We start from the raw sequence: 25561 nt of genomic DNA, 5'->3' as shown, positions 1-25561 counted from the left end.
CGAGGATGTCGCCCGCCTCGACGGCCGTCGGGTGCGGCAGGGTAGGCGTCCGCGCCGGAGCCGGGACAATGGCCGGATGACCAGTCAGCTCCCGCGCGGCCTCCAGCACCTCATCCCCACCACGCGCGCCACCACCGCCGGTGAGCGCGCCGCCTCCCAGCTGCTCCACCTGCGCACCGCCGCCGTGCCGGTCCCGGTGCTGGCCGCGGCCGCCGAGCTGATCGCCGGGCAGCTGGACGACCCGGACCCGGCCACCCGCGACGCCGCCGGCACGGTCCACGCCCGTCTGCTCGCCGCGATCGAGACCGCCGCGCCGGACCGGTAGCGGTTCACCGCGGGGGCGGTGGGGCCGGCGCTACCGGGGGTTGCCGTTGGCGGCGAGGCGGGCGCTCATCTCCGCGCGGGCGCGCCGGGAGTGGGTGGTGGCCGGGTCGTGGACGAGTCGGATCCCGGACGCTACGCCGAGTGCCCGCGCTGGCGGTGGTAGTGGCGGGCGGCGCGGGCACGGTTGCCGCAGCCGGGGCCGCACCACTCGCGGCGCGGGTGGTCCTTGACGAAGACCTGGACGCAGCCCGGCCCGTGACAGGCCCGCAGGTCGCGGCGGGCGGGCCGGTGAGCAGGGCGGCGGCATCGTGGGCGAGAGCGCCGAGCGTGGCCGGGACCCGCCGCCCCGTCACGGACCGTGCACACGATGCACGCTGCCCGAACGGGGACACTCAAGGAACGCGGGCGGCCAGCGTACCCAAAACCGTTCGGGATGCGCGCAGTACCGGGACGTGGACTCAAGGTTCACTCCTGGACACTGTTTAGGAACGGTACGTCCGGGCCTTCGACCGCTGCGAGCCCTGGCTGGACTTCGGCACCGCCTCGCTGAACGAGTGGCTGCCGCCGCTGGAGCGCGTCCTTTTCCTCGACGCCGCCCTCACGTGAGGACGGGCCCGGCTCCGCGCCGTCAGGTCATCCGGGCCGTGGTGGGGGTGTCCTCGCCCTGCGCGATTCAGGACAGTTGTTGATCGTCGGAGTCCCGCCGGGCGTTCTTCGGGCCGCCGCGCGCGAGGGGCCGGGCGGGCGTCTCTGCCCGTGGCGAATCTGCGGCGGGCAGAGAAACCACATCCGGGGTGCTCCCGGGGTCGAGAGTGGAGTCGACGGCAGACCTCCTCGACAAGGAGACCGGATGACTCCCCTCACCACGCCCCCGCCCCGCGCGGAGCAGGGCGACACACCGCCCAGCCGCTTCGACGACCATCTGGCGGCACAGCTGCTCGCCCAGCGGATCGTCCTGCTCGGCACCCAGGTCGACGACGTGTCGGCCGACCGGGTGTGCGCGCAGCTGTTGCTGCTGTCGGCGGAGGACCCGCGCACCGACATCAGCCTGTACATCAACAGCCCCGGCGGGTCGGTCACGGCGGGCCTCGCGATCTACGACACCATGCGGCTGATCCCGAACGACGTGTCGACGCTGGCGATGGGGTTCGCCGCCAGCATGGGCCAGTTCCTGCTCACGGTGGGGGCGCCCGGCAAGCGGTTCGCGCTGCCGAACGCGCGGATCATGATGCACCAGCCCTCGGCGGGCATCGGCGGCACCGCCGCGGACATCGAGATCCAGGCGGAGAACCTGGAGTTCACCAAGCGGGCCATCGAGCGGATCACCGCCGAGCACACCGGGCAGAGCGAGGAGACGATCGCGCGCGACGGCGACCGGGACCGCTGGTTCACGGCCGAGCAGGCCAGGGAGTACGGGATCGTGGACCGGGTGGTGGAGTCGGTGGCCGACATCCGCCCGGCCTCCTCGCGTCGACGGATGGGGCTGTGACATGGGGTCGTACACGGTTCCCTACGTCATCGAGCGGACCGCGCACGGTGAGCGGTCCTACGACGTCTTCAGCCGGCTGCTGAACGAGCGGATCATCTTCCTCGGCACCGAGATCGACGACGGGGTCGCCAACGTGGTCATCGCGCAACTCCTGCACCTGGAGTCGGAGAACCCGGAGCGCGAGATCTCGATCTACCTCAACTCGCCCGGCGGATCGTTCACTTCGCTGATGGCGATCTACGACACGATGACGTTCGTGCAGGCGCCGATCTCCACGTTCTGCGTCGGTCAGGCGGCGTCGACGGCGGCGGTGCTGCTGGCCGGCGGAGATCCCGGGCGACGGTTCGTGCTCCAGCACGCGCGGGTGCTGCTCGGCCAGCCGGCCAGCGGCGGCCGGCAGGGGACGGTCTCCGATCTCAGCCTCGCGGCCAAGGAGATGGTCCGCATCCGCTCGCAGGTGGAGGAGGTCCTGTCCCGGCACACGCACCACGACGTGGCGACGCTGCGCGCGGACCTGGACCGGGACAAGGTGCTCACCGCCGAGGAGGCCGTCGCCTACGGGCTCGCCGACGAGGTGCTGAGCCGGCGGCTCGCGTTCGCCTGATCGCGCGCCGGGGCCGATGGCCGAACCGGCGGCCGGTACGACGGGGGTGTACCGGGCGCCGGTTCGGCCAGACGGTTCGGCCAGACCGTTCGGCCAGACCGTTCGGTCAGACCGTTCGGTCAGGCGGCGAGGCAGAGGCCGTCGTACCGCGCCGTGGGCGACGTGCGGCCCCCGCTCACCCGACTCTGGCCCACCCGGCTCGGGGCGTACCGGGCCAACTCGTCCTGGGCGAGCGAGAGCAGGTCGCCGAGGCCGAGCCCGAGGGCCTTGGCGGCGGCCGCGAGCACCTCGGAGGACGCCTCCTTGCGTCCGCGCTCCAGCTCCGACAGGTACGGCATCGAGATCCGGGCCGTCTCCGCGACGTCCTTCAGCGTGCGCTCCTGGGCGAGGCGCTCGCGCCGCAGCACGCCGCCGACGAGGTCGCGCCACAGGGGTTCCCTCGGCGCGGGTGCCGGTGGGGCCCCCGCCGGTCGCTGCGGGGCGCGGGCCGCCCCACCGGATGCGGGCGGCGAGGTCTGCGGGCGCAGGGGGATGACGCGGGCTTCGTTCGGCGCATGAGTGCTCACCCCTTCAGCCTAGGGATCCGGCGCGCCAGGGGAAGGGAACGGCGTTCTGCCCTCGGTGAAGCCGAACGGGCGGACCGGCGGCGTCGCGGAGCCGGCGGGCAACGTGCTCGGCCGGTTCGACGCCCAGTACAACTCGGGGGCGACGTACGCGGACACCTAACAGCGGTCCTTCCTGTGGCTCACCGCCTCCGACCTGCCGGAGCTGGCCGCCGCGGTCTTCGCCCTGCTGGTGGTCCACAAGCTGACGGCCATGCAGGAGGAGCGCTTCGCCGAGTCCGCCGCACGGGCGTACGGGGTGCCCGCCGCGACCGTCCAGAGCTGATCCCGCGACGGAGACGGGGGCCACTCCGCGATCGTCGTCCCGTACCTGATCCCCGCGCCCGTCGCCGCTCTCGTCCTCGCGTGGGATGAAGCCGGTTGTTCGCCTCGCAGGGTTCGACCGGACGACGGTGGATGACATCGCCGGGGCGGCCGGGATCGGGCGTCGGACCTTCTTCCGGTACTTCGCCTCCAAGCACGATCTGGTGTGGGGCGACTTCGAGGAGCAGTTGGAGCGTCTCGGGCGCTGCTGGAGGCCGTCGGGCCCTGTGTCCCGGTGGTGGACGCACTGCGTGGGGCGGTCTGGGAACGCTCTGCGATGGGGAGGTTGCCCGCCGTCATATGCTTGTCGTATTTGCTGGTGGGCTCGGTGGGGGCGTGGGTGGAGTTCCGGTTGTTGGGCTCGGTGGCCGTGGTGGCCGCGGATGGGCGGGAGCTCGCTGTCGGGTCGGTGAAGCGCCGGAGTCTGCTGGCGATGCTGCTGCTGAACCCGGGTGCGCCGGTGGGGGTCGGGCGGCTGACCGAGGCGCTGTGGGAGGAGGAGCCGCCGCGGCACTCGCGCGCGGTCATCCAGAACCACGTGTCGGGGCTGCGCGCGGTGCTGGCCGCGCACGGGGCCGGCGACGGCGGGGTCGAGCTGGTGACCGACGGCGGTGCGTACCTGCTGCGGGTGCCCGACGCGGCGGTGGACGCCGGGCGGTTCGAGCACCTCGTACGGTCGGCCCGCTCGGCGCCGAACGCGGGCGCATCGGTGGCGGCGCTGCGCGAGGCGCTCGGGCTGTGGCGGGGGCCGGCGCTGGCCGGGACGACGCCGAGCCTGCCGTTGCGGTGCGCCGCGCAGGCGATGGAGGAACTGCGGCTCGCGGCGGTGGAGGAGCTGGCGCGCGCGTACGGGCGGCTCGGTGACCACGGGTCGGCGGCCGGGGTGCTGGGCACCGAGGCCGCGCTGAACCCGCTGCGGGAGTCGCTGGTGGCGGCGCTGATGACCGCGCTGGGGCAGGCCGGTCGGCGCTCGGAGGCGATGGAGTGGTTCCACCGCGCCCGCCGGGCCCTGGCCGAGCAGTTGGGGATCGCCCCGGGGGCGGAGCTCGTCGAGGCGCACGAGGCGCTGCTGCGCGCCGACGCCCCCACCGCGCGGCCCGCCCCGCCGGCCGTCGAGGGCGTTCCCGCCACCGCCCCCGCGCCCTGGCCCTTCCCCCGGCGCCCCCGCGGCTTCTCCGGGCGCGAGGAGGAGCTGGCCGCGCTCGACCGGGCCGCCGCCTCCCCCGGGGCGATCGCCGTGGTCGCCGGCGGGGCCGGGGTCGGCAAGACCACCCTGGCCGTGCACTGGGCCCACCGCCGCCAGGCCGACTTCCCCGACGGGCGGCTGTTCGTCGACCTGTGCGGGCACAGCCCGCTGCCCGAGCGCTCCACCCCCGCCGTGCTGCGCGAACTGCTGCTCGCCCTCGGGCTGCCGGCCGAGCGGATGCCCCACTCCCCCGAGGCGCTGGCCGCCCGCTACCGGGAACTGACCGCCGGGCGCAGGATGCTGATCGTCCTGGACAACGCGCGCACCTCCGACCAGGTCCGCCCGCTGCTGCCCGACGCGGAGGGCTGCGTCACGGTGGTGACCAGCCGCGACCGGCTCGGCGGGCTGGTCGCCTCGGACGCCGCCCGGCCCGTCCCGCTGGCCGAGCTGTCCGCGCCGCAGTCCGTCACCCTGCTCGCCGACACCCTGGGCCCGGAGCTGGTCTCGGCCGAGCCCGAGGCCGCCGCCCGGCTGGCCGCCCTGTGCGACGGGCTGCCGCTGGCGCTGCGCCTGGCGGCGGCCCGCGTCGCCACCTGCCCGACCCGGGGCCTTGCCGCCATGGCCGACGAACTGGCCGACGAGCAGGGCCGGCTGAGCCTGCTGGACATGGAGGACACCAGCGTCGCGGCCGCCCTGGCGCTGACCGTGCAGCACCTGTCCGACCCGGCCCGCCGGATGTTCCACCGCCTCGGCACCCACACCGGCGCCACCCTCGACAGCCGCACCGCCGCCGCGCTGGCCGGCTACGGACTGCCCCAGGCCGCGGGCGCGCTGGGGCAGTTGGCCGCCGCCCACCTGGTCGTCGAGATCGGCCGCGACGCCTACACCCTGCACGACCTGGTCCGCCTCTACGCCCGCGGCCTGCCGCCGCGCCCGGGCGAGGACGACGCCGAGGTGCTGCCCCGCCTGCTCGACCACCTGGTGAACACCATGCTCGCCGCGTGCGCCGCCGCCGAGCCGGGCAGCGAGCCGTGCTGCGTCCCCCCGCCCGGGGCGCGGCGGCCCGTCGAGGTCCGTCCGTTCCCGGACCGGGCGAGCGCGCTCGCCTGGTACGCCGCCGAACGCGACACCCTGCGCGGCGCGGTCGAGGCGGCGATCGCGGCCGGGCTGCACGACCGGGCCTGGCGCCTGGTGCTCCTGCAGTGGCCGCTGATCGTGTGGCAGGTCCGGGACGGCTGGGCGCCGCTGCTCGAACACGGCCTGGCCGCCGCCGAGGCCGACCTCGACCCCGGCGCCCAGTCCCGCGCCCGCGCGCTGCTGGGCTGGGTCCTGCTGGAGGAGGACCGGCCCGAGGAGGCCCTCGTCCACCTGGAGCGGGCGCCCGGCCTCGCCGCCCTGGCCGGCGACCGCACCGCGCAGGCCGTCGCCCTGGCCAACCTGGCCGTCGCCCTCGCCCGGCACGGCCACGACGCACGGCACGGCGGGCCGGCGCGGGTGCGCGCCCTGCTGACCGAGGCCCTCACGCTGGCCGAACGGGCCGACCGCACCGACCTCGTCGCCCTCGCCCGCCAGCACCTGGCCGACCAGTGCCTGGCGGCCGGCGACCCCGAGCAGGCCGCCCACCACGCCGCCCGCGGCCTGGCCCTCGCCGAGCCGCCCTTCCCGGTCACCCGCCGGGTCGTGCTGCAGACCCTCTACGGCCGCGCGCTCGCCGCCACCGGCCACCCGGAGGAGGCCGCGCTCCACCTCGACGCCGCCCTGCGCTCCGCCCGGGCCCACCAGTACGGCGACGGCGAGGCGGCGGCCGACGCGGCCCTGCGCGCCCTGCGCGCCGCACGGCCGGGGGCGGGCCGGGCCCTGCCCGGACGGTGCTGACGGCCGGCCGCAGCCGGGGCGCGTCGCTCGGCGGCCCCGGCCTCCCCCCGGAAGGCGGGCCCGCCGAGCGGCGTTCAACGAGCGTCAGGGAGTGAGCACCCACTTCTGGTTGTCCAGGCCGTTGCAGTCCCAGATGCCCAGCTGGGTGCGGTTGGCGGTGTTGAAGCCGAGTTCGTCCAGGCACTTGCCGGTCAGCACGTTCTTCAGCGAGCCGTCGGGCTGCGGGAGCCACTGCTCGCCCTGGCTGCCGACACAGTCGTAGATCTCGACCTTGGTGCCGTTGGGACTGTCGGCGCTGCCCCACACCACGTTCAGGCACATGCCCAGGGCGCGCACGGAGTTGTCCAGGCCCAGGGTCCACCACTGGGCGCCGGTGCCGTTGCAGTCGTAGATCTGCACCGGGGTGGCGACGTTGGTGCTGCCGTGCGCGATGTCCACGCACTTGCCGCCGTAGCCGACCAGGCGGCCCTGCTTGCCCTGCATGCCGATGACGACCGGGCGGATGGTGTCGGTGGCGATGTCACCGGGGCGGCAGACCGACCTGGACGTCCCGTCGCCGACCACGGTGTTGCCGGCGACCCAGTAGGTGATCGGCTGGTTCTGGACGACGTAGAAGCAGACCGTCTCGACGTGCCAGACGGTGCCGGGCGGGACGTTTCCGCAGCTCGCGGTGGCTATCCCGGCACCTCGGCCGGTGGTGCAGTTGCCGGGGGTGTCGGCCTGCGCGACGGACGGCAGGACGGCGACACCCATCAGGGCGAGCAGGGCGGTCAGTAAGGCGGCGAAGGTTCGGCGCATGCGAGAAGGACCCCTTCCGGTGGACGCGGACCGACCGGGTGTGTGGAGTGCGTGGTCGGTGTCGCCCAGCGTGGGGGACGTGGTGATGGATCGTCAACTGTTATGAAAGCTTTGTCCAGAACTTGTTCACACCAGCTGATCCGAGAGGGACGCGTCAGCCGCCCACGGCGGCCGGGTCCCGCGCCCACCGGACGGAAGCACACTGCGGCCCGGCACCAGCGACGCCGAGCCCAGCACCGCCCCGGCCATCACCACGAGCCCGACGAACTCGGCGAGCAGTACCAGCGGCTCCGTGCGGCCCGGTGAACGCCAGCGCGGACGCTGACGGGCCTGGGCCCGAACCGCGCGCCGCCCCGGCACGCGGGAGCGCGGGCCGAGGCGGGGTGGGGCGGGGCGGGCGAGGAGGCGTCAGGCGGGGACGATGGCGAAGGAGCCGTTGCTGAGCGAGGTCTCGGTGTACTGGCCGCTGTCGATGGCCTGCGGCGAGTAGCTGTCGAAGACCTGCCCGTTGACGGTGACGTCGGAGAAGTCCAGGCGGCTGAAGGACGGGTAGCTCTGGGTCGGGGACTCGATCACGGCCTCGGCGCTGACGTTCTGGCCGTCGAGCCGCTGGGTGGTGTTCTCGGTCCAGCCCTTGGTGGTGTCGGTGATCTGCAGGGTGTAGTCGGAGCCGCCGCTGTTGACCACGGAGGCGGTGAAACTGTCGCCCGCGTCCACCGGGTCGCTGAAGTACTGCGGCGGGGCCGGGTACATCTCGTACCAGGCGGAGTAGACCGGGGAGCCGCTGGAGCAGTCGACCTGCACGCCGGTCTGCTCGACGGTCTGCGAGCCGTAGCCGTCGATGCCGACCCAGGGGGCGAACAGGTCGTTGGAGGTGTTGCACTGCACGGTGGGCATCGTCCAGGAGCCGGAGACGCTCTGGAGGCCGCTGCCCTGGGCGACGTAGCCGCCCCAGACGCCGCCGTCGTAGCGGGGGCCGTGGCCGTAGTGGTGCGCGCCGTACGTGTGGGCGGCGTGGGCGGTGGGGGCCGCGGTGGCCGCGGGGGCGGCGGCCACCGCGACCGGCAGGGCCAGCAGGGCGGCGAGCACGAGGCGGCCGGTGCGGGAAAGGGCCATGGGGGGCTCCTCGACTGGAGGTTGTGGGGGTGCCGCCAACTGTGGGGGCGCCCCGGTCGGGCCGGGAAGGGAGCCGGGGGGACCGGAACCCGACATGGCGTAAACATGTCAAGCCGTCAATCCCTTGATTTCGGCCACCGGGTGGCGCACAGTCGCTCTGTTCGGCTGGCGGTCGAGGACGTGAGGAGGCTGTCGTGCCGGGGACGGGCATGCTCGCCGGGCTCGGACTCGGCGCGCTGGAGGAGCAGCTCTACCTTCGGCTGCTCGGCACCGCGGCCGCCGAACCGCAGTGGCTGGCCGCGCAGTTGAACCTGCGGGCCCCGGTCGTGGTCGCGGCGCTGGCCGTGCTGGCCGAGCTGGGACTGGTGGAGGCGTGCGCGGCGGGGGCGTGGGCGGCGGTGCCCCCGGACGTGGCGCTGGAGGAGCTGCTGCTGCGGCGCGAGGTCGAACTGCGGCGCGCCCGGGGGCGGATCGGCGAGCTGATGCGCGCCTACCGGCAGGGCCGGCCGGGCGCCGAGGCGGCCGGGCCGGTCGAGGTGATCAGCGGGCGCCGCTCGATCGCCGAGCTGTGGCGCACCCTGCAGCTGGGGGTGCGCGAGCGGCTGCGGGTGCTGGACCGCCCGCCGTACGTGCGCCGCACCGATCCGCAGACCGAACTCGCGCTGCTGGCACGGGGAGTGACGACCCGGGTGGTGTACCACAGCCGGGTGCTGCGCGACCCCGGGCGCCTCGCGGAGATCCGCACCTTCACCGCGGCCGGGGAGCAGGCCCGGGTGCACACCGAAGTGCCGCTGAAGCTGGCCCTGTTGGACGACCGCTGGGCGCTGCTGCCGGTCAGCGCGGGCACCGAGCTGGAGAGCGTGCTGCTGATCCGGCCCTCCACCCTGCTGGACGCGCTGGCCGGGCTGTTCGAGCTGTACTGGGCGCACGCGATGCGGCTGCCGGAGCTGTCCGAGGAGCCGCCGGAGGACCGGCACCGGCAGTTGCTGACGCTGCTGGCGGCCGGGCTCACCGACGAGTCGATCGCCCGGCAGCTGGGGGTGTCCACCCGGACGGTGCAGCGCTGGGTGCGGGAGCTGATGGACCGCTTCGGCGCCCGGACCCGCTTCCAGGCGGGCATCCAGGCGGCCCGGGCGGAGCTGCTCTAGAGGCGAGTGCGCAGGTCAGGAGCGGGGCCGGGTGCGCGCGGGAGGCCGGGCGACCGGGAGAATGGTGCGGACATTGCTCGGAGTACAGAGACGTACAGAGCTCGACGCACAGAAGAAAGCGAAACCCCCACATGGATCTCGGCGTGCGCTGGAAGCTGCACGGTGACGGGCGTACGCCCGCGCCGGGAGCGGTCGTCCGCCCCGACGAACGGCTCTCCTGGCCCCGCACGGCAGGGCTCGGCGCCCAGCACGTGGTGGCCATGTTCGGCGCGAGCTTCGTGGCCCCGGTGCTGATGGGGCTGGACCCCAACCTGGCGATCATGATGTCCGGCGTCTCGACCGTGATCTTCCTGCTGGCCACGCGCGGCAAGGTGCCCAGCTACCTCGGCTGCTCGCTGTCCTTCGTCGGCGTCGCCGCCGTGATCCGGGCACAGGGCGGCACCAGCGCGACGGTGACCGGCGCGGTGCTGGTGGTGGGCGTGGTGCTGTTCCTGGCAGGCCTGGCGGTCCAGTACTTCGGGGCGCGGATCATCCACGTGACGATGCCGCCGATCGTCACCGGCGCCGTGGTCATGCTGATCGGCTTCAACCTGGCCCCGGTGACCGCCTCGACCTACTGGCCGCAGGACCAGTGGACGGCGCTGCTGGTGATGCTGTTCACCGGGCTCGCGGTGGTGTGCCTGCGCGGCTTCTGGTCGCGGGTGGCGATCTTCCTGGGGCTGCTCTTCGGGTACGGGATCTCCTTCGTGTTCGACCGGGTCTTCGGCAAGATCCACTCGGTGGACGGCGGCGGCCACATGACCGACCACTGGCGCCTGGACCTGTCCGGCGTCGGCAAGGCCGACTGGATCGGCCTGCCCACCTTCCACGGCCCCTCCTTCCAGTGGTCCGCGATCCTGGTCGCGCTGCCCGTGGTGATCGCGCTGATCGCGGAGAACGCCGGGCACGTCAAGGCCGTCGGCGAGATGACCGGGACGAACCTGGACGACAAGCTGGGCACCGCGATCTCGGCGGACGGCGTCGGCTCCGTGCTCTCCACCGCGCTCGGCGGCCCGCCCAACACCACGTACTCCGAGAACATCGGCGTGATGGCCGCCACCCGGGTCTACTCGACGGCTGCTTACTGGGCGGCGGCCGGGTTCGCGCTGCTGTTCGGCATCTGCCCGAAGTTCGGCGCGGTGGTGGCCGCGATTCCCGGCGGGGTGCTCGGCGGCATCACCGTCATCCTGTACGGCATGATCGGCCTGCTCGGCGCGCAGATCTGGATCAAGTCCGGGGTGGATCTGCGCAACCCGCTGAACCTGGTGCCGGCCGCGGCGGGCATCATCATCGGCATCGGCAACGTGACGCTGAAGTTCACCAACACCTTCAGCCTCAGCGGCATCGCGCTCGGCACCCTGGTCGTCATCACCGGCTACCACGCGCTGCGGGCGCTGGCCCCGGCGCACCTCCGGACGCAGGAGCCGCTGCTGGACGAGGGCACCTCCTCCTACGACGAGCCGGCCCTGGGCGAGGGGGAACGGCGCGCCCCGTAGGCGTGGTTCAGGACCGGCGGGAGCGAGCGGAACAGGAAATGAAGACAGCAGGCCCGGACCGCAGCGAATGCCGTCCGGGCCCGTTGCTTCAGACGTCGCCGAACTCCCCGCTGCGGACGGCTGCGACGAACGATTTCCAGGCCTCGGCAGCAAAGATCAGCGCCGGTCCGTTGGGGTCCTTGGAGTCGCGGACAGGCATCACACCGGCGAAGCCGGGCGCTACCTCTACGCAGTTGCCCCCGTTGTTGGAATACGAGGACTTGACCCAGGCAGCCCTGGGCAAGTCTACACGGACGGCCATAGCGCTTCTCTCAAACGTCGCCGAACTCGCCGCAGCGGACAGCGGCGACAAACGACTTCCAGGCCTCGGACGGGAAGACTAGGGACGGACCCTGAGGGTCCTTCGAATCACGAACGGGCATCAGTCCCGGGAAGTCGCAAGCCACCTCGATGCACTGTCCGCCGTTGCCGCTGTAGCTGCTCTTGCTCCAGGAAGCACCCGTCAGGTCAACGTTCTCGCTCATGCTGAAGAGTCCCTTCGCGCCTTGCTGATCATTGTGAGCGATGCCGCCTGCGACAGCGCTTCCACCTGGAGCAGATCGTATTCCCTTGCCCAGGCCGACACGATTGCTCGGTCGTTCTCCAGGTAGCCACGTTGATGCGTCTCGGTGTACCCCAGCGAGGCGCCGTCGCCGAGATCGAGAATCGACATGGACCGCATGAACGGGCGAAGCGCGCCCAGGGTAAAAGGCGCAACCTGTACCACGTAGTTGGGCCGTTGGGCCAACTTCTCCACATGCGCCAGCTGTTGGGACATGACAGCACCACCGCCAACCACGGTCCGAAGACAGCTCTCGTCAAGGATCACATGGATCAGCGGAGCCGGGTCCCTGTTGATTCGCTCCTGTCGGTTCAGGAGAAGCCGGACGCGTTCGGCTCCTTGTTCAGCCGTGACGCTGCCTCGCGCAACAGCGCCAGCCTCCAGAGTCTCAGCGTAACCCCGTGTCTGCACCAGACCAGGGATGATGCCCAGCTCAAAAAGCCGGATGACCCTGGCCTCCCGCTCCTTGGCTGCGTACTCCGGGTAGCCCTGCAGGAAGGAAGATCCCCTGAGGCTCCAGTACGTCAGTTCCAGTGTTCCACCGGTGGCAAGAACCTTGTCAGCAGCACGGACCCACTCAAGTGTGGGATTGCGCGTCCCTCTTTCGAGATTCGAAATCTGACTATCACTCAGCTGTGTGCGCTCCCCGAGCTGGGTCTGCGTCAAGCCCGCGGCCTTGCGCAGCCTGCGCAATTGGGCCCCGAACGCCTTGAGGGGTGAAGCCGATGGATCCAGCTGAGACTCACGCACCGTCAGACCTCCACTGCTGCGCGAATACCACACGGGGAAACTGTCAAGTGGGAAAGCCTTCCGATCGTAGCGAGTGAAGCGCCACCATGGCTACACCCGGTCATTCGCCGGACGCGCAGCGCAACCAGTGGAGACCCCCATGGCTGACGGCCAGAACGCCCCGCCCCCGTTCCAACTCCACGAAGTCGTCCAGGACTTCAGCTCTCTGGAGGACGGGAGGCCGCGCGAAGGGGTCTTCGTCGAGATGCTGCTAGGAAAGGTGGTTCTCCGACCGTTGGGGGCGACCGCGCCCGAGTGGCGGGTCGACCCGGCCTTCCTCCGCCCCCTCTCCCCGAGGGAGACCGCGCCCGGTACCTGCGGGAAGCCGCGCCGTCGGTCGCTGTGACCATCGAACTATCCACTTCTGGAGCAGAGTTGAGCACCGCCCACATCATGAGCCGTCCCCCCGCCCGGCGATCGGGCCAGCAGGTCCTCGTCCTCCTCGAGGACCCCGACCGATCCGACGACTTCTTCGTCCTCCTCGTCGACCGCACCCACGCGGACGGCCTGACCCTGCCCGGTGGCAGCGCCGAGCAGGACGAGCTCCCCCACCTCGCCGCCCGCCGCCACCTCGAGACAGAGACCGGCCTCGTCCTCGCCCTCCGCACGATCCTCACCGTCGACTACGTGCCCGCCGCTAGGTTCCCCGAGGGCGTCAACTTCGTCTACGCGGGCGGGATGCTCACGCCCCGACAGGCCGAGACCGTCCGCCGCCACCAGCCGCCGGCCGACATCCGCGGCCTCCACTGGGTCCCCCAGTCCAAGCTGCGCGAGGTCATGGCCGACGACCAGTACCGGCGCGTCGAGGACGCCTGGGACGCCTGGGAGCACGGCGCCGGCCTCCCGCTCCTGATCCGGGGCGTTCCGATCCCGGTCGGCTGATCAGGGTCTCCGTCGGCGGCGACACCCCAGCGCCGGGCCGCCATGTACATCGGGCAAGCGCAGCGCACGGCGCTCTCCACTCGAACGCAATCCCCCCTTGAGGCTCCCCCATGCTCACTGCCGGTCGCCCCCGCGCGTTCGTCGCGCGCCTCGACTCCCGCACCGAGTCCACGCCCCTGGCGCGGCACCTGCTCCGCGCCTACCTCTGCGGCCTGCCCACCGGCGAGCGCTACACCGATACCGCCGAGCTGCTCCTCGGCGAGCTGTTCGCCAACGCCGTCCAGCATTCCGACGCCCCCGCCGACCGCCCGATCGAACTCCGCTTCGCCCTCGTCAACGACCGCCTCCGCCTCGAGGTCCACGACGGCGGCACCGGCCGCCCCGCCCTCCACTGCCCCACCCTCGACGACGAGCACGGCCGTGGCCTCCACCTCGTCAACGAGCTGGCCGAGAAGTGGGGTTTTGCCCCCTGCCCCAGCGGCATCGGCAAGTACGTCTGGGCCCTCGTCACCGTCTGAAAGCACACACTCCCTTGCACCTCGCCACTCTCGCCAAGCACGCCCTCTCCCGGGGCACCACCCCCGCCGCCACCTACGCCCTCCTCGCCCGCCGCACCCGCAAGCCCCTGCCCTCCGCCCGGGCCGTCTGCCTCGCCCTCTCCATCCCCCTCGCCGAGGCCACCCGCCGCCTCAACGACTGCTACGACGCGCTGCTCGCCGATCCGCGCCCGGGCTCCGAGGTCGACACCGGCGAACTCCTCGAAGCCCTCGGCGTCTTCGACATCCCCAAGTCCCTCACCCCCACCGAACTCGCCATCGTCGAGCTCTTCCTCACCGCCATCGATGCCATGGGCGGCATCCGCGTCGGTCACCAGCACGGCCTGGCCCGCTGGTTCACCACCGGCAACCTCACCGCCGCCTACCTCTCCCTCGCCGCCGCCCACCCCCTCCCCCGCACCGGCGACCCGGCCCTCTACTGGACGGCCCTCGTCCAGGCCGGCGAACTCCTCACCACCGCCCCCACCCCCGACCCCCGCATCAAACCCGCCCTCACCCACTGCCGCACCCAAGCCACCACCCACACCACCACCCCGTAAGCGCAGGAAGTCGACCCCGCCGACTTCCTGCGCAGCGATCCACCACCCGGGCTGCCCCAAGCACCAAAACGTCGGCCCTCACCACGCGGTGAGGGCCGACACCCGTGCGTGTTCAGCCCCCGCCCCGGGTGGCGGCGGCGAGGAGTGCCCGGCCCCTGCTCCTGCCCCGACCCTGGCCCCCGACTCCGGCCCCCGGCTCCGACTCCGGCTCCGGGGCGGACGGGTCCGCGATGTGGCACGGGACACGCTCCGGGGGCCTTCAGGTGAGAAGGGTCACCTGCGGCGGACCTGGGGGCGGTCGGGGCGGGCCCGGGCCCGTGAGCACTGGGCGGGCGCGGCTCCGGCACGGGCCAAGGGCCTGTCCGCTTCGGGACCAAGGTCATCAATCCGGTCGACCTTCGGCCCGGTGGTGACATGTCCCAACCCGGGCAACCGTGGACGGTCGCCCGGTGTGATCGGGCGGTGGCGCCGTCCAGCGTGGGCGGCGCCGTTCCCTGCCGTCTACCCGGCGCACGGCGTGCGTGACAAGCGCGCAGCCGTACGCTCCGGAGGACCCCGAAGCCCATGTCCCAGACCATCGACAACGCCCCGTATACCGCCTTCCACCGCCGACTGGCCCTCGCCTGTTCCGGTGGGCCGCTGCTCGACGGCTACATCCTGAGCATCGTCGGCGTCGCCCTGATCGGGATGCGCCCCGACCTGGGCCTGTCCACCGCGCAGGTCAGCCTGATCGGCGCCGCCGCCCTGGTGGGCATGTTCGTCGGCGGCGCCCTGTTCGGCGTGCTGACCGACAAGATCGGCCGGGAGGTGATGTACACCGCCGATCTGCTGGTGATGGTCGCCTGCTCGGTGCTCTCCTTCTGGGTGGACTCGGTGTGGGCGATCACCGTGCTGCGCTTCGTGCTCGGCATGGCCGTGGCCGCCGACTATCCCATCGCCACCTCCCTGCTCGCCGAGTGGCTGCCCGCCAAGCACCGCGGGCGCCTGCTCGGCCAGCAGATCGTCGCCTGGTACGCCGGCTCGGTGCTCGCCTACGTGGTGGGCTACCTGTTCCTGGAGCTGGCCGGACCGGGCAGCTGGCGGTGGATGCTGGCCAGCTCCACCGTGCTGTGCGTGGTCTTCCTGGTGATCCGCCGCGGCTCCCCCGAGTCGCCGCGCTGGCTGGCCGCCAACGGGCGGGTCGGCGACGCGGTGCGCGTGGTCGAGAAGCACCTCGGGGTCCGGGTGGACGGCCGCGAGCTGATGCCCGATGCGGCCGAGCGCGCCCGCAGCGCCGGCGGGCTGCGGCTGCTGATGACCCCGCCCTACCGGCGCCGCACCCTGTTCTGCGGCCTGTTCTTCCTCTGCCAGGTCGGCCCGCTGTTCGCGATGCTCACCTTCGGCCCGCAGATCCTCTCCTCCTTCGGCATGCCCGGCGGCACCGTGATGGAGACCCTGGGCACCGGGCTGATCAGCCTCGTTTTCCTGCTCGGCTGCTACCCGGCCCTGCGCCTGATCGACACCCGCGGCCGGCGCCCCGTCATCATCTGGTCCTTCGCCCTGATGACCGTCCCGCTCGCCCTGCTCGGCGTGTGGCCCACCGCCCCCGCCGCGGTCGCGCTGACCGCGCTGTGCGCGTACGCCTTCCTGTGCGGCGGGCCCAACGTGCTCGACTGGACCTACCCGAACGAGCTCTTCCCCACCGAGATCCGGGCCACCGCCGTGGGCGTGGCCACCTCGGTGAGCCGGATCGGCGCGGCGGTCGGCACGTTTCTGCTGCCGCTGGCGCTGTCCGGGCTCGGTACCGGGCCGACCATGCTGATCGCTGCCGGGACGACGGCGCTGGGGCTGCTGGTGTGCGTGCGGTGGGCGGAGGAGACCCGCGGCACGGCCCTGGGCGCTGCGCCGGCCGCCCCCCGTACAGGCAAGGCGCCGGCCGTTCCGGCGCAGCGCGTGCCGCAGACGGTGCGCTGACGGCCGACGGCTGGAGGGCGGCGCCGCCCGGGGGTTCCCGGGCAGTGCCGCCGTCGGCTCACCAGAGGTCGGATTCCTTGACCAGGGCGGGATCCAGGCGATTCAGGGTGTGGCGGTAAGCCCTCCGCACGGGCAGCAGGGTGCTCAGGCCCGGGTGCTCAGGCCCGGGCGCGCAGGCGGCGGAGCATGCGGGCGTCCTGGAAGCCCACCGTGCGGGCCGCGGTCTCGGCGGTGGCGCCGTGGGAGACGAGGTGCTCCGCGTGTTCGAGCCTCAGCTCCTGCTGGTAGCGCAGCGGGGTGAGGCCGGTGGCCTCGGTGAAGCGGCGGGTGAGGGTGCGTTCGCTGACGCCGCACGCGGCGGCGAGGTCGGCCAGGCGCAGCCGGGTGGCGAAGTGGGCGTCGATCAGGTCCTGTGCCTGGTGGACGGCGTCGGCCAGGTGGGCGCGGTGGCGCAGCATCGCGCTGGTCTGGCGCTCGTCGCCGTTGCGCCGGGCGTAGACGACCATCTCGCGGGCGATCCGGGCGGCGGCCGCGGGCCCGTGGCGGACGGCGACGAGGTGCAGTGCGAGGTCGATGCCGCTGGCGATGCCGGCCGAGGTGACCACCCGGTCGTCGACGACGTAGAGCACGTCGCGCATCACGCGTGCCCCGGGGTGGCGGCCGGCGAGTTCGTCCTGCGCGTCGTGGTGCGTGGTGCATCGGCGGCCGTCCAGCAGTCCGGCCCGGCCGAGTGCGGTCGCCCCGGTGCAGACGCTGGCGACCGTCCCGCCGGCCGCGTGGTGGGCGGCCAGCCGCTCCAGTGACGCCGGGGACGGCCCGTCGGCGCGCAGTGCCGGCTCGCGCCAGCCGGGGACCACGATGAGGTCTCCGGCCGACAGCCGCGGCCACTGGGTGGCGGCCCGCAGCGGCAGTCCCTGCGCGGTGGGGACGTCCTCCTGCTCGGCCACGTAGCCGATCTCGTACCCGAGACCGTGGTCGGCCGCGGTCGAGAACACCTGGGCGGGGCCGGCGAGGTCCAGCAGGTGCAGGCTCGGAACGAGCAGGAAGACGACGTGGGTCACGATCCGGTCAGCTCCTTGACGGTGGCGACGCGGGCGAAGCGGCCCGACAGCGCGTACTCGGTGCGGGCGGTGATCTCGTCGGTGGACAGGGTGCGCGGGTCGGCGAGGATCTGCGCCAGGCTGCGCCCGGGCGGCGCGTCGCGGTGTTCGATCGGGTGGGTGGCGGTGGCGTCGGTGACGAAGGTGACGTCGTAGCCGAGGTCGGAGGCGACCCGGGTGGTGGTCTCGCAGCACTGCTCGGTGCGGATGCCGCTGACGGTCAGTTCGCGGATGCCGTGCTGGGTGAGCAGTTGCTGCAGGTTGGTGGTGGTGAACGCGTTGTGCGAGGTCTTGGTGATGACGGGTTCGCCCTCGGCGGGCAGCAGTCCGTCGATCGGGTGCACGTGGCCGAGGGCCGGGTCGAAGACCGTCCCGGTGCCGTGCTCGGCGTGCAGGATCCAGACGACCAGGTCCCCCTCGTCGCGGGCGTGGGCGACCAGCTTGTTCACCTGGCCGACGATATCGGGGTTGGACACGGCCGCCCACTTGTCGAGGCGGCGGAAGGATTCCTGGACGTCGATGACGAGGAGTGCGCTGTTCATGCCTCGATCCTGGCGGCCGGGGCCCGTCGGCTGAAGGCACCATCGAGGCCGGAAGCGGAACGATCCGGTCAGCGGCGCGAGGGGCAGGGCAGGGCGAAGTCCGCTCTTGAAATTTATCGTCCCATGCAACTATTGTCACGACACATAGAGCGCACCTGCAAGCGGCCGTGGGGCCTCCCCGCCGCCGACCCACCGGGAGTCCGACATGAGCATCGACCTCTTCACCCCGTACACCCTGCGGGAACTGACCATCCCCAACCGGGTCTGGATGCCGCCGATGTGCCAGTACAGCGCCGCGCCGTCCGGCGAGGCCGCCGGGGTCCCGAACGACTGGCACTTCACCCACCTCGCCGCGCGGGCCGCCGGCGGCACCGGGCTGATCATCGTCGAGGCCACCTCGATCAGCCCCGAGGGGCGCATCAGCCCCTACGACCTCGGCCTCTGGAACGACACCCAGGTCGAGGCCTTCCGGCGGATCACCTCCTTCCTCAAGGAGCAGGGCACCGTCCCCGCCGTCCAGCTCGGCCACGCCGGGCGCAAGGCCTCCACCGAGCGGACCTGGGTGGACCGCGGGCGCGCCCTCACCCCGGACGAGGAGCACGGCTGGCGGCCGCTCGCCCCCAGTGCCGCCGCCTTCTCCCCCGAGCACAGCACCCCCGACGAGCTGACTGTGGATCAGATCCACGAGATCGTGCGCAAGTTCGCCGACGCCGCCCGGCGCGCGCTCGACGCGGGCTTCCAGGTCATCGAGCTCCACGGCGCCCACGGCTACCTGATCCACCAGTTCCTCTCCCCGCAGAGCAACCACCGCACCGACGCCTACGGCGGCTCCTTCGAGGGCCGCATCCGCTTCGCCCTGGAGGTCGTCGACGCGGTGCGCGCGGTGTGGCCCGAGGAGCTGCCGCTGTTCTTCCGCGTCTCCGCGACCGACTGGCTCACCGAGAACCCGCAGGACGGCCGCGAGGGCTGGACCTCGCAGGACACCGTCCGCCTCGCCAAGGAGCTCCAGGCGCACGGCGTGGACCTGCTGGACGTCTCCACCGGCGGCCTCGTCCCCGACGCCCTGATCGAGGCCGCGCCCGGCTTCCAGGTGCCCTTCGCCGAGGCGGTGCGGGGCGAGGCCGGCCTGCCGGTCGCCACCGTCGGCCTGATCACCGACCCCGCCCAGGCCCAGGACATCCTCGCCTCCGGCCGCGCCGACGCCGTCCTGATCGGCCGCGCGCTGCTGCGCGACCCCTTCTGGGCCCGCCACGCCGCCGCCGAGCTGGGCGGCGAGGTCCACTCCCCCATCCAGTACCACCGCGCCTGACGGCGCCCGTACGACGGCCGAGGCCGCCGGCACCTGGGTGGGGTACCGGCGGCCGGGTCGGGTCAGGGCGGTGCCGGCCGGTCGGGGCGGCGCCGGCCGGTCGGGGCGGTGATCAGGCGTTGCCGCGGCCGAGGAAGTGGCCGGCGGTGGTGGCGCTGGTGGAGCGGCGGTCGTGGGAGGCGTCCTCCACGACGTGGATCATGCTGCTGTCCGGGTCCATGCCGCGGTCCTTGGCCCAGCCGCTGACCAGGTGGGTCATCTCGTTGTCGGCGTCCAGGTAGGTGTCGGAGATCTTGGCGTTGGCGACGCTGTTGTTGTGGTCCTTCATCTGGTTGTCCCACTCCCAGGCCCAGGTGTCGACCAGGCGCTGGGCGCTGTCGCCGACCCACGGGACGAGGGTCGGCGGCGCGCCGATGACGTGGTACGCGACCTTGGCCTTCCAGTCGGCCTGGAGGTTGGCGTCGTCGCGCTGGCCCATCGCGACGTCCGCGCGGATCGCGTCGTAGACGCCCAGGCTCGCGGCGCCCTTGTTCATCACGTCCTGGATGTCGTTCTGCGAGGGGTTGGGCCCGATCGAGGACAGCTCCTGGGCGATCTTCGCGCTCTCGGCCTTGTGCAGGGTGGCGTAGGCGTCGGGGTTGTCGGACAGGCCGCGCATGACGCGCACCAGGCTGTCCTCGCCGACGCCCATGTGCACCGTGCCGTTGCCGTCGGTCCACACCGAGCTGCCGTGGTCCATGGGTTTGTCACCGTTTAGTCTCCGCAGGTTTCGGACCCGGCGGGCGCGGGACGCGGGCGCTAGGACGGAGGCGGACGGACGGGCGGGGCACGCGATGCCTATGGCGGCATGGAAAAGGGCCCCTCACCCCGCCGGCAGGGAGGTGAGGGGCCCGAGGAACGGTCAGGCGAGCAGGTCGGACTGGAGGGTGACGACCTGACGGAAGGCCGCGGCGGGGACGCCCTGGGGGTTGGTCATGGTGACCACGGCCACCACGTCGGAGGCGGACAGGTACGCCAGGCGGGTGGCCGGCACCCCCTGGCCGGCGGTCGCCGGGGAGTCCTTGAGCGTCACGTCGACGCCGTCGACGGTGTCCCAGTCGCTGTGCGGGGCGGTCTTCGCGTCGGGCGCGGCCTTGGCCGGGATGTCCGTGCGCAGGTTGGAAAAGGTGTTCCAGGCCTCGGCCGTGGAGCCGAAGCGCAGCAGCCGGATCTGGGTGCGGGTGCCGTCGGAGGCTGTCCACTCCCGGACGGTGGCCGCCCGGCACGCGTTCTGCAGGAGCAGCACGCGCAGCTTGGCCGGGTCCTTCTGCTCGGCGGCGATCGCGTCGCAGGGGACCCAGGAGGCGAGGGCCGTCCCGGCGGGCGCGGAGGGGGAGGCGGAGGCCGTGGGGGTGGTCGGGCTCGCGCTCGCCGAGGGTTCGGCGAAGGGCGTGGCGGAGGGCGTGGCTGAGGACGACGCCGAGGGGGTCGCGGTGGGCACCGGGAAGACCGGCGCGGTCAGGGAGCCGCCGGCCTCCTTGGGGGCGGGCAGCAGCAGGTAGCGCAGGTCCGCGTAGTGCAGCACCTTGCCCTTGGCGTCCGGCGCGGCCTTGCCCGAGGGCAGGGGCGGCAGGGTCAGGGGCGGGAAGGTGTAGCGGCCGTCGTTCGTGGTGGCCAGGCCCGGGATGTCGGTGCGCTCGGGGGTGGTGACGGCCATCGCCGCGCCGGTGCCGGCGAGGGCGAACACCAGGACCGCGCAGCTCCAGCGCACGGCGGCCTTGCGGCGGCGGGTGCGCCGGGCGGCCTGCTCCTCGGGGGTTTCCAGGGGCTCCTGGGTTCCGGGGGTCGGCGCGGCCTCGGGGGTCGGCGCGGCCTCGGGGGCCTCGACGGCCTCCGGCGCCTCCGGGGCTGCCGGGGTCGCGGCGGAGGCGGGGGCCGGGGCGGTCGGGTCCGGCGCGGACTGCGGCGCGGCGGGCTGGTCGGTCATGCGGACGCTCCCGGAAGGGCGAGGCGGTCGAGCTGCAGGGTGAAGAGGGCGACGATCTTGTCCTTGGGCAGCGGTGCCACACCCTCGGCCTCCATGATCACCAGGAGGTCGCCCTCGGCGGCCGAGCACTCCAGGTGGTCGATCGGCGCGGACGGCGGCGCCGGCATCAGGTAGCAGTGCGCCTCGGGGTGGCCGGGGATCTGCGGGCCGACGCGGAAGATGCCGGTGTCGCCGGTGAACACCGCGGTGTACTCGTTGATCTTCTGCACCTCCTGCTGGTTGAACTGGCGCAGCCGGAGCCCGACCACCAGGTCGTCCCCGCTGCTGCGGTAGGTCCGTACGCCGGTGCCCTTGATGTGCAGGCCCTCCCAGTAGGAGCGGAGCTTCTCGCGCTTGTCCTTGGGGATCTCCTGGAGGTCGGCCTCCAGCTCGTCGGCCAGCTGCCCGGTGCCGTACTCGTTGTCGTTGCCGTAGCCGCCCTGGTCCGGGCCGAGTTCGTAGCCGGCCGGGACGGGCAGCAGCAGGTCGCGCAGGGAGCCGAAGTGGCTGCCGTTGGACTTGGCGCCGAACGGCGTGGCGCTCGCCGTCGGGGCGGGCGCGCCGGTGGGGCCGGCGGCGGCCGGAGCGGGGTCGTCGTACTGGGTCTTGATGATGCCGATGCCGATCGCCACACCCACCAGCGCGGCCGCGGCGGTCGCCGCGCCCGCGCGCAGCAGGCGGCGGGAGCCGGGGCGGGGCGCGGCGGGCGGCTGCTCCGGGGCGTGCTCCACGGCGGGCGGGGTCGGGGCGGGGACGTCCGGGGCGGGGGCGTCCGGGGCGGGGGCGTCCGGGGCGGAGGGGGTTCCGGAGGGGGTTCCGGTCACGGTGTCGTCGGTCATACCAGCCGCTCCCACTGCTGCTTCGCAAGGTCCTTGAGGGCCCCGGAGTTCACCGGCTTGGGGCTGAAGATCTCCACCGCCATCTGCACCGTGCCGCGCTTGGCGGTGGCGAGGCCGTAGTAGTACTGGTCGCTGCTGTCGGACCAGTGCTCGGGCACGTCGTACACCGTGTAGCCGCCATTGGCGTCGTCTGCGAAGGGCTCCGCGCGGCGGGTCCTCGCCTCGTCGGAGTGGTCGGGCGCGTACTGGGTGAGCAGGACGCGGTACCTGACGTCGTCCTTCTTCCAGCTCACCTCGACCGCGCGCCGGAAGCCGGTGGAGTTCAGGTTCTTGAAGGCGAGCTCCGGCTTGTCGCTGAGCTCGGCAAGGTCGCCGACCGACACCCAGCTCGGCTTGTCCGGGAGGTCGCCCCAGGGGCCGCTGCCGTCCGGGGCGCTGATCAGCAGCTTGCGCAGGTCGCCGTCGATGGCCGGCGGCGCGGGCTGCTCTGCGGCGAAGGCGGCCGGGTCGACCCCCTGGGCCGGGTAGGACGGGCGGGCGACCTGCAGCTTGGGCAGCGGCGTGGGCGGGCGCTGGGCCTGGATCGCGTAGCCGACGCCGCCGCCGGCCAGGGCGCCCAGCACCAGGGCGCAGGTGGACAGCAGCACCGGGCGGGGGCGGCGTGGGGCACGCGGCGCGGGCTCGGGCGCGGCCTCAGCCTCGGGCTCGGGCTCGGTGGCGGCCGACGGGAGGTCGGTGTTTTCGGTCAACTCGCCTTCGGCGGGCGGGCTTTGGGGCTGCGGCGGGACGGGCGGCGCGGGCGGGACGGGCGGGGCAGCCGGCACGGCCGGATCGGCGGCCGGCGCGGGCGGCGGCTGCGCGGGTTCGGTGGTCACGGAAATGGCTCCAGAGGAGGAAGGGGTGGCGTCGGAAGGCGGGCGCGGGCTCAGCCGCCGGAGGCGAGCCACTCGCGCTGGCGCTTCATCACGTCGCTCAGCAGCGCCTTGTCCGGCGTGCCCTTCACCTCGACGTCGATGGTGTACTGGACGTCGCCCTGGCTGCCGATGCCGGTCATCGAGCCGGTGAACGCCTCGTTCTTGGGCTTCTTCCGGAAGCCGTGGGCGTTCGGGTCGCCGTCGATGTCGATCGGCTCCTGCGACTTGATGTTGTAGAACTTGACGAACCTGCTCGCGATGTCGGCGGAGCCGAGGTGCAGCAGGGTGACCGTCACTTCGGCCTTGCCGTCGGCCGTCCGGTAGGTGCGGGTGGCACCGTCCTTGTAGCCCATGTTGCTGAGGAGGGTGTCGATGTCGTCCGGCTTGCCGAACATCTCGGAGACGTCGTCGTGGGTCAGCGCCATCCCGTCCGCGGGCCCGTACGACTCGCCGCCGTCGGGGATCGGGAGCAGGAAGTAGCGCAGGTCGCCCTCGTGCTTGGAGCCGTTGACCGTGCCCTTGACGGTGCTGGTGGGCTTGGGCTCGGTCGGGACGGCGGTCGGCACCGGGACCGGGGTCGGGGCCACGGAGGGCGTTGCGCTCGCGCTCGCGCTTGCGTTCGCGTTCGCCGAGGCGGTGGCGCGCGGGGCGGGCGCCGCGGCGGCTGGGCGGCTGTCCGGTTTGCCGACCGCGACGGTCACCGCGGCGCTGGCCGCCGTGACGGCGAGCAGCCCGGCGGTGGCCAGCGCGACGCCGACGGCGCGCGGCAGACGGCGCGGGGCGGGGCCGGGTACGGGATCCGCGACGGCCTCGGGCTCCGGCTCCGCGACCGGCTCGGGCACCACGGCGGGCTCCGGCGCGACGGCGGGCTCCGGATCCGGCTCCGCGACCGGCTTCGGCGGCGGATCGGTGAAAGCGCTCTCGTTTTCGGGCGCGGACAAAGGACTCCCCCAGGGGAAAAGTGGATTTCGCACGCGGACCACTCTCGGATTCCGCTCCCCCGCGGCTCTCCGGACCGTCCGTCACGTGTCTCAGCAGGCATTATGAGAGTTCGGTGACAGCGGCGCCAACAAATTCAACCACCGCACTCCCCCTCAAGATCCGCAAATCGGACACGCCGTAATCCAAACGCAACCGTCCGGGGTGCGCCGGGAAAAGGCCGGTGGGTCTTCGCGGGCGAACCGGTTCACCGCCCGGGCCACGGCGGTCCGGTGACCGCGTGACAGGGGGCCGGGGCACGGTGCCGGTCGTGGTGCGGGGGCCGAGCGGGGCGGGCACATCCGGCGTCGCCGCGCGGCTGCGGGCCGCGAACGGGCGGGCCGTGGCCGCCCGTCCTGCCCGGACGCCGCGCCCCTGACGGCGCGGCGTCCGGCACCTGCTTGCGGAGCCCGCTCCAGGTCCCGCAGCCGAAGGTGCACTTGGCCCCTTCCCCTGCGTGACCGAAGGGCGTCCCCCGGCCTTGCGGCCGTACTTTCGGTGCGCCCGGTCTCAGCGCTGAGACTCGTGGGCGGAGGCCGTCTTGCCGACGGCCGTCCGCAGCGGGGTCAGGCGGTCGACGAGCTGCTGGCGGTCGCTGTCGCGGCCGTCGTTCCACTGGCCGAGGGTGGCCAGCATCGCGCGGCCGGCGCCGGTGAAGGCCGCCGCGGAGTCCGGCGACTCCGACGAGCGCTTCGAGTTCGGGCATGCCCGGATCCTCCGACTGCCGGATGAAAGGCCTTGGAGGAGCTAACACAAAGCCAGATGCTCGATGTCCTGGTGCTGCCTACGATCACTGACGTGACTCCTCCCCCGGCTGAAGCCGGGGGCTTCTCGTTAAGCCGGTTGGGCTTCGCGACGGACCAGCCCGGCCCGTAGAACGTTGGTGGCTCCCACGGTATCGGCGTGGGCCTGGTGGCCGCAGGCGACGCAGTGGAATCCTGGTTGGGCCGGTTCTCCGCCGAGACGTGCCCGCATTCGGGGCAGGTCCGGGAAGTGTTGCGGGGGTCCACGGCGATCACTTCCCGTCCGGCGCTCTCAGCCTTGGCGTACAGGATCGTCAGGAACACCCCCCAACCGGCATCAGCGATCGAGCGGGGCTGAGCCGTGGGGGCACACCTCGGCCAGCGATCACCGGTTTGATGCCGCGTTTCCCCAGCAGCCGTCCGGGATTGTGAGCGGCGCTTCCTGACCAGCAGCAGCGGCTCCACCCGCCCCCACAGGTCATCCGACACCACCTACGGCGGACCGTTCCCCTTCCCCATGGCTCGTTCAACGAGCATTCAGGGAAGGGGACATGGCTTCAGTGGAGCTTCTGTCAGCTCCTCTTAGTCGGCGCGGGCGCTGCCGAAGGTACGGCGATAGGCGCCGGGGGTGGTGCCGAGGGCGGCACGGAAGCGGCGGCGCAGGTTGACGGCGGAGGCCAGGCCGACCCGCACCGCTACGGCCTCCACCGGAGGTACCGCAGGGTGCCTCGGCCTTTAGGCCGAGGGGGAATGCGGCTTCCCGCGTAGCGGGTCACGGGTAGCCGTATCGCCGTCAAGGCGATCCGGCG

Annotated in this window: 28 protein-coding genes and 2 pseudogenes; 13 read left to right on the top strand and 17 right to left on the bottom strand. The window is 72.9% G+C overall.

Annotation, left to right across the window (positions count from 1 at the left end):
* The first annotated feature begins 76 nt into the window (after positions 1-76).
* Complete coding sequence (locus ACZ3UD_RS34720; protein WP_465597067.1) at positions 77-325, top strand: hypothetical protein; 249 nt, start codon at positions 77-79, stop codon at positions 323-325.
* 131 nt (positions 326-456) lie between these two features.
* Here the strand turns inward: ACZ3UD_RS34720 and ACZ3UD_RS34715 are convergent, their stop codons facing one another.
* A complete protein-coding gene (locus ACZ3UD_RS34715) occupies positions 457-690 on the bottom strand; it encodes a CGNR zinc finger domain-containing protein (RefSeq protein ID WP_465597064.1) in 234 nt (77 codons plus the stop codon).
* Positions 691-1174: 484 nt separating this feature from the next.
* Between ACZ3UD_RS34715 and ACZ3UD_RS34710 the strand changes: the two genes are divergently transcribed.
* Together ACZ3UD_RS34710 and ACZ3UD_RS34705 are read left to right on the top strand one after the other, a co-directional pair.
* The gene (locus ACZ3UD_RS34710; RefSeq protein ID WP_465597061.1) at positions 1175-1813 is read left to right on the top strand and encodes an ATP-dependent Clp protease proteolytic subunit; all 639 of its coding nucleotides are present in this window, start codon (positions 1175-1177) and stop codon (positions 1811-1813) included.
* A 1-nt stretch (position 1814) separates the two neighbouring features.
* Positions 1815-2417 carry a ClpP family protease gene (locus ACZ3UD_RS34705; protein ID WP_465597058.1) on the top strand — a complete coding sequence of 201 codons (603 nt, stop codon included), beginning with the start codon at positions 1815-1817 and terminating at the stop codon, positions 2415-2417.
* A gap of 119 nt (positions 2418-2536) precedes the next feature.
* Here ACZ3UD_RS34705 and ACZ3UD_RS34700 read toward each other — a convergent pair whose 3' ends face one another.
* On the bottom strand, positions 2537-2983 hold the full coding sequence (locus ACZ3UD_RS34700; RefSeq protein ID WP_465597055.1) for a helix-turn-helix domain-containing protein: 447 nt from the start codon (positions 2981-2983) through the stop codon (positions 2537-2539).
* A 407-nt stretch (positions 2984-3390) separates the two neighbouring features.
* Between ACZ3UD_RS34700 and ACZ3UD_RS34695 the strand changes: the two genes are divergently transcribed.
* Together ACZ3UD_RS34695 and ACZ3UD_RS34690 are read left to right on the top strand one after the other, a co-directional pair.
* The gene (locus tag ACZ3UD_RS34695) at positions 3391-3756 is read left to right on the top strand and encodes a TetR family transcriptional regulator (protein WP_465597052.1); all 366 of its coding nucleotides are present in this window, start codon (positions 3391-3393) and stop codon (positions 3754-3756) included.
* Positions 3663-6404, top strand: coding sequence for an AfsR/SARP family transcriptional regulator (locus ACZ3UD_RS34690; protein WP_465597127.1), 2742 nt, complete (start codon positions 3663-3665; stop codon positions 6402-6404). Before ACZ3UD_RS34695 ends, ACZ3UD_RS34690 begins: the two co-directional genes overlap by 94 nt.
* A gap of 84 nt (positions 6405-6488) precedes the next feature.
* Here the strand turns inward: ACZ3UD_RS34690 and ACZ3UD_RS34685 are convergent, their stop codons facing one another.
* Both ACZ3UD_RS34685 and ACZ3UD_RS34680 read right to left on the bottom strand, forming a co-directional pair.
* A complete protein-coding gene (locus tag ACZ3UD_RS34685; RefSeq protein WP_465597048.1) occupies positions 6489-7202 on the bottom strand; it encodes a ricin-type beta-trefoil lectin domain protein in 714 nt (237 codons plus the stop codon).
* Positions 7203-7610: 408 nt separating this feature from the next.
* The gene (locus ACZ3UD_RS34680) at positions 7611-8318 is read right to left on the bottom strand and encodes a G1 family glutamic endopeptidase (RefSeq protein WP_465597045.1); all 708 of its coding nucleotides are present in this window, start codon (positions 8316-8318) and stop codon (positions 7611-7613) included.
* Between the two features lie 194 nt (positions 8319-8512).
* Here ACZ3UD_RS34680 and ACZ3UD_RS34675 point away from each other — a divergent pair, with 194 nt between their 5' ends.
* Both ACZ3UD_RS34675 and ACZ3UD_RS34670 read left to right on the top strand, forming a co-directional pair.
* The gene (locus ACZ3UD_RS34675) at positions 8513-9466 is read left to right on the top strand and encodes a LuxR C-terminal-related transcriptional regulator (RefSeq protein WP_465597042.1); all 954 of its coding nucleotides are present in this window, start codon (positions 8513-8515) and stop codon (positions 9464-9466) included.
* A 131-nt stretch (positions 9467-9597) separates the two neighbouring features.
* Entirely contained in the window at positions 9598-11001 is a 1404-nt protein-coding gene (locus ACZ3UD_RS34670; protein ID WP_465597039.1) for a uracil-xanthine permease family protein, read from the top strand.
* 88 nt (positions 11002-11089) lie between these two features.
* Here ACZ3UD_RS34670 and ACZ3UD_RS34665 read toward each other — a convergent pair whose 3' ends face one another.
* From ACZ3UD_RS34665 to ACZ3UD_RS34655, 3 genes are read right to left on the bottom strand one after another with little or no spacing between them, the layout of a single operon-like run.
* Positions 11090-11302, bottom strand: a complete 213-nt coding sequence (locus ACZ3UD_RS34665; protein ID WP_465597036.1) for a DUF397 domain-containing protein — start codon at positions 11300-11302, stop codon at positions 11090-11092.
* Positions 11303-11312: 10 nt separating this feature from the next.
* On the bottom strand, positions 11313-11525 hold the full coding sequence (locus tag ACZ3UD_RS34660) for a DUF397 domain-containing protein (RefSeq protein ID WP_465597033.1): 213 nt from the start codon (positions 11523-11525) through the stop codon (positions 11313-11315).
* A complete protein-coding gene (locus tag ACZ3UD_RS34655; RefSeq protein ID WP_465597030.1) occupies positions 11522-12352 on the bottom strand; it encodes a helix-turn-helix domain-containing protein in 831 nt (276 codons plus the stop codon). Before ACZ3UD_RS34655 ends, ACZ3UD_RS34660 begins: the two co-directional genes overlap by 4 nt.
* 139 nt (positions 12353-12491) lie before the next feature.
* On the opposite strand from ACZ3UD_RS34655, the gene ACZ3UD_RS34650 reads away from it, so the two are divergent.
* From ACZ3UD_RS34650 to ACZ3UD_RS34630, 5 genes are all read left to right on the top strand, one after another.
* Positions 12492-12737: a hypothetical protein gene (locus ACZ3UD_RS34650; protein ID WP_465597028.1), complete on the top strand. Its 246-nt coding sequence runs from the start codon at positions 12492-12494 to the stop codon at positions 12735-12737.
* 47 nt (positions 12738-12784) lie between these two features.
* Positions 12785-13273 (top strand): NUDIX domain-containing protein, encoded by a 489-nt coding sequence (locus ACZ3UD_RS34645; protein ID WP_465597025.1) that lies wholly within the window; start codon positions 12785-12787, stop codon positions 13271-13273.
* Positions 13274-13383: 110 nt separating this feature from the next.
* Entirely contained in the window at positions 13384-13791 is a 408-nt protein-coding gene (locus ACZ3UD_RS34640; protein WP_465597022.1) for an ATP-binding protein, read from the top strand.
* A 14-nt stretch (positions 13792-13805) separates the two neighbouring features.
* Positions 13806-14369: a hypothetical protein gene (locus ACZ3UD_RS34635; RefSeq protein WP_465597019.1), complete on the top strand. Its 564-nt coding sequence runs from the start codon at positions 13806-13808 to the stop codon at positions 14367-14369.
* Positions 14370-14933: 564 nt separating this feature from the next.
* Entirely contained in the window at positions 14934-16322 is a 1389-nt protein-coding gene (locus ACZ3UD_RS34630) for an MFS transporter (RefSeq protein WP_465597016.1), read from the top strand.
* Positions 16323-16480: 158 nt separating this feature from the next.
* Here ACZ3UD_RS34630 and ACZ3UD_RS34625 read toward each other — a convergent pair whose 3' ends face one another.
* Entirely contained in the window at positions 16481-17383 is a 903-nt protein-coding gene (locus tag ACZ3UD_RS34625) for a GlxA family transcriptional regulator (protein ID WP_465597013.1), read from the bottom strand.
* On the bottom strand, positions 17380-17964 hold the full coding sequence (locus tag ACZ3UD_RS34620; RefSeq protein ID WP_465597008.1) for a cysteine hydrolase family protein: 585 nt from the start codon (positions 17962-17964) through the stop codon (positions 17380-17382). Before ACZ3UD_RS34620 ends, ACZ3UD_RS34625 begins: the two co-directional genes overlap by 4 nt.
* Positions 17965-18169: 205 nt before the next feature.
* On the opposite strand from ACZ3UD_RS34620, the gene ACZ3UD_RS34615 reads away from it, so the two are divergent.
* Positions 18170-19273 (top strand): NADH:flavin oxidoreductase/NADH oxidase, encoded by a 1104-nt coding sequence (locus ACZ3UD_RS34615; RefSeq protein WP_465597005.1) that lies wholly within the window; start codon positions 18170-18172, stop codon positions 19271-19273.
* Positions 19274-19385: 112 nt separating this feature from the next.
* Here ACZ3UD_RS34615 and ACZ3UD_RS34610 read toward each other — a convergent pair whose 3' ends face one another.
* The 8 genes and pseudogenes from ACZ3UD_RS34610 to ACZ3UD_RS34575 all read right to left on the bottom strand — a co-directional run.
* Positions 19386-20012 (bottom strand): hypothetical protein, encoded by a 627-nt coding sequence (locus ACZ3UD_RS34610; protein WP_465597002.1) that lies wholly within the window; start codon positions 20010-20012, stop codon positions 19386-19388.
* Positions 20013-20174: 162 nt separating this feature from the next.
* Positions 20175-21239 (bottom strand): hypothetical protein, encoded by a 1065-nt coding sequence (locus ACZ3UD_RS34605; protein WP_465596999.1) that lies wholly within the window; start codon positions 21237-21239, stop codon positions 20175-20177.
* Positions 21236-22117, bottom strand: a complete 882-nt coding sequence (locus tag ACZ3UD_RS34600) for a hypothetical protein (protein WP_465596996.1) — start codon at positions 22115-22117, stop codon at positions 21236-21238. Before ACZ3UD_RS34600 ends, ACZ3UD_RS34605 begins: the two co-directional genes overlap by 4 nt.
* Positions 22114-22992 carry a hypothetical protein gene (locus tag ACZ3UD_RS34595; RefSeq protein ID WP_465596993.1) on the bottom strand — a complete coding sequence of 293 codons (879 nt, stop codon included), beginning with the start codon at positions 22990-22992 and terminating at the stop codon, positions 22114-22116. Before ACZ3UD_RS34595 ends, ACZ3UD_RS34600 begins: the two co-directional genes overlap by 4 nt.
* Positions 22993-23042: 50 nt before the next feature.
* The gene (locus tag ACZ3UD_RS34590; RefSeq protein ID WP_465596990.1) at positions 23043-23972 is read right to left on the bottom strand and encodes a hypothetical protein; all 930 of its coding nucleotides are present in this window, start codon (positions 23970-23972) and stop codon (positions 23043-23045) included.
* 547 nt (positions 23973-24519) lie between these two features.
* On the bottom strand, positions 24520-24645 hold the full coding sequence (locus ACZ3UD_RS34585) for a hypothetical protein (protein ID WP_465596987.1): 126 nt from the start codon (positions 24643-24645) through the stop codon (positions 24520-24522).
* Between the two features lie 198 nt (positions 24646-24843).
* Positions 24844-25103, bottom strand: a pseudogene (locus ACZ3UD_RS34580) (zinc ribbon domain-containing protein); the annotation flags it as partial.
* Positions 25104-25334: 231 nt separating this feature from the next.
* A pseudogene (locus ACZ3UD_RS34575) lies at positions 25335-25463 on the bottom strand (AraC family transcriptional regulator); the annotation flags it as partial.
* Positions 25464-25561: the final 98 nt, after the last annotated feature.

This window comes from Kitasatospora sp. NPDC023118, assembly GCF_055560875.1.
Note: the sequence above shows the minus strand (reverse complement) of the source record. Positions and strands in the feature narration are given on the sequence as shown.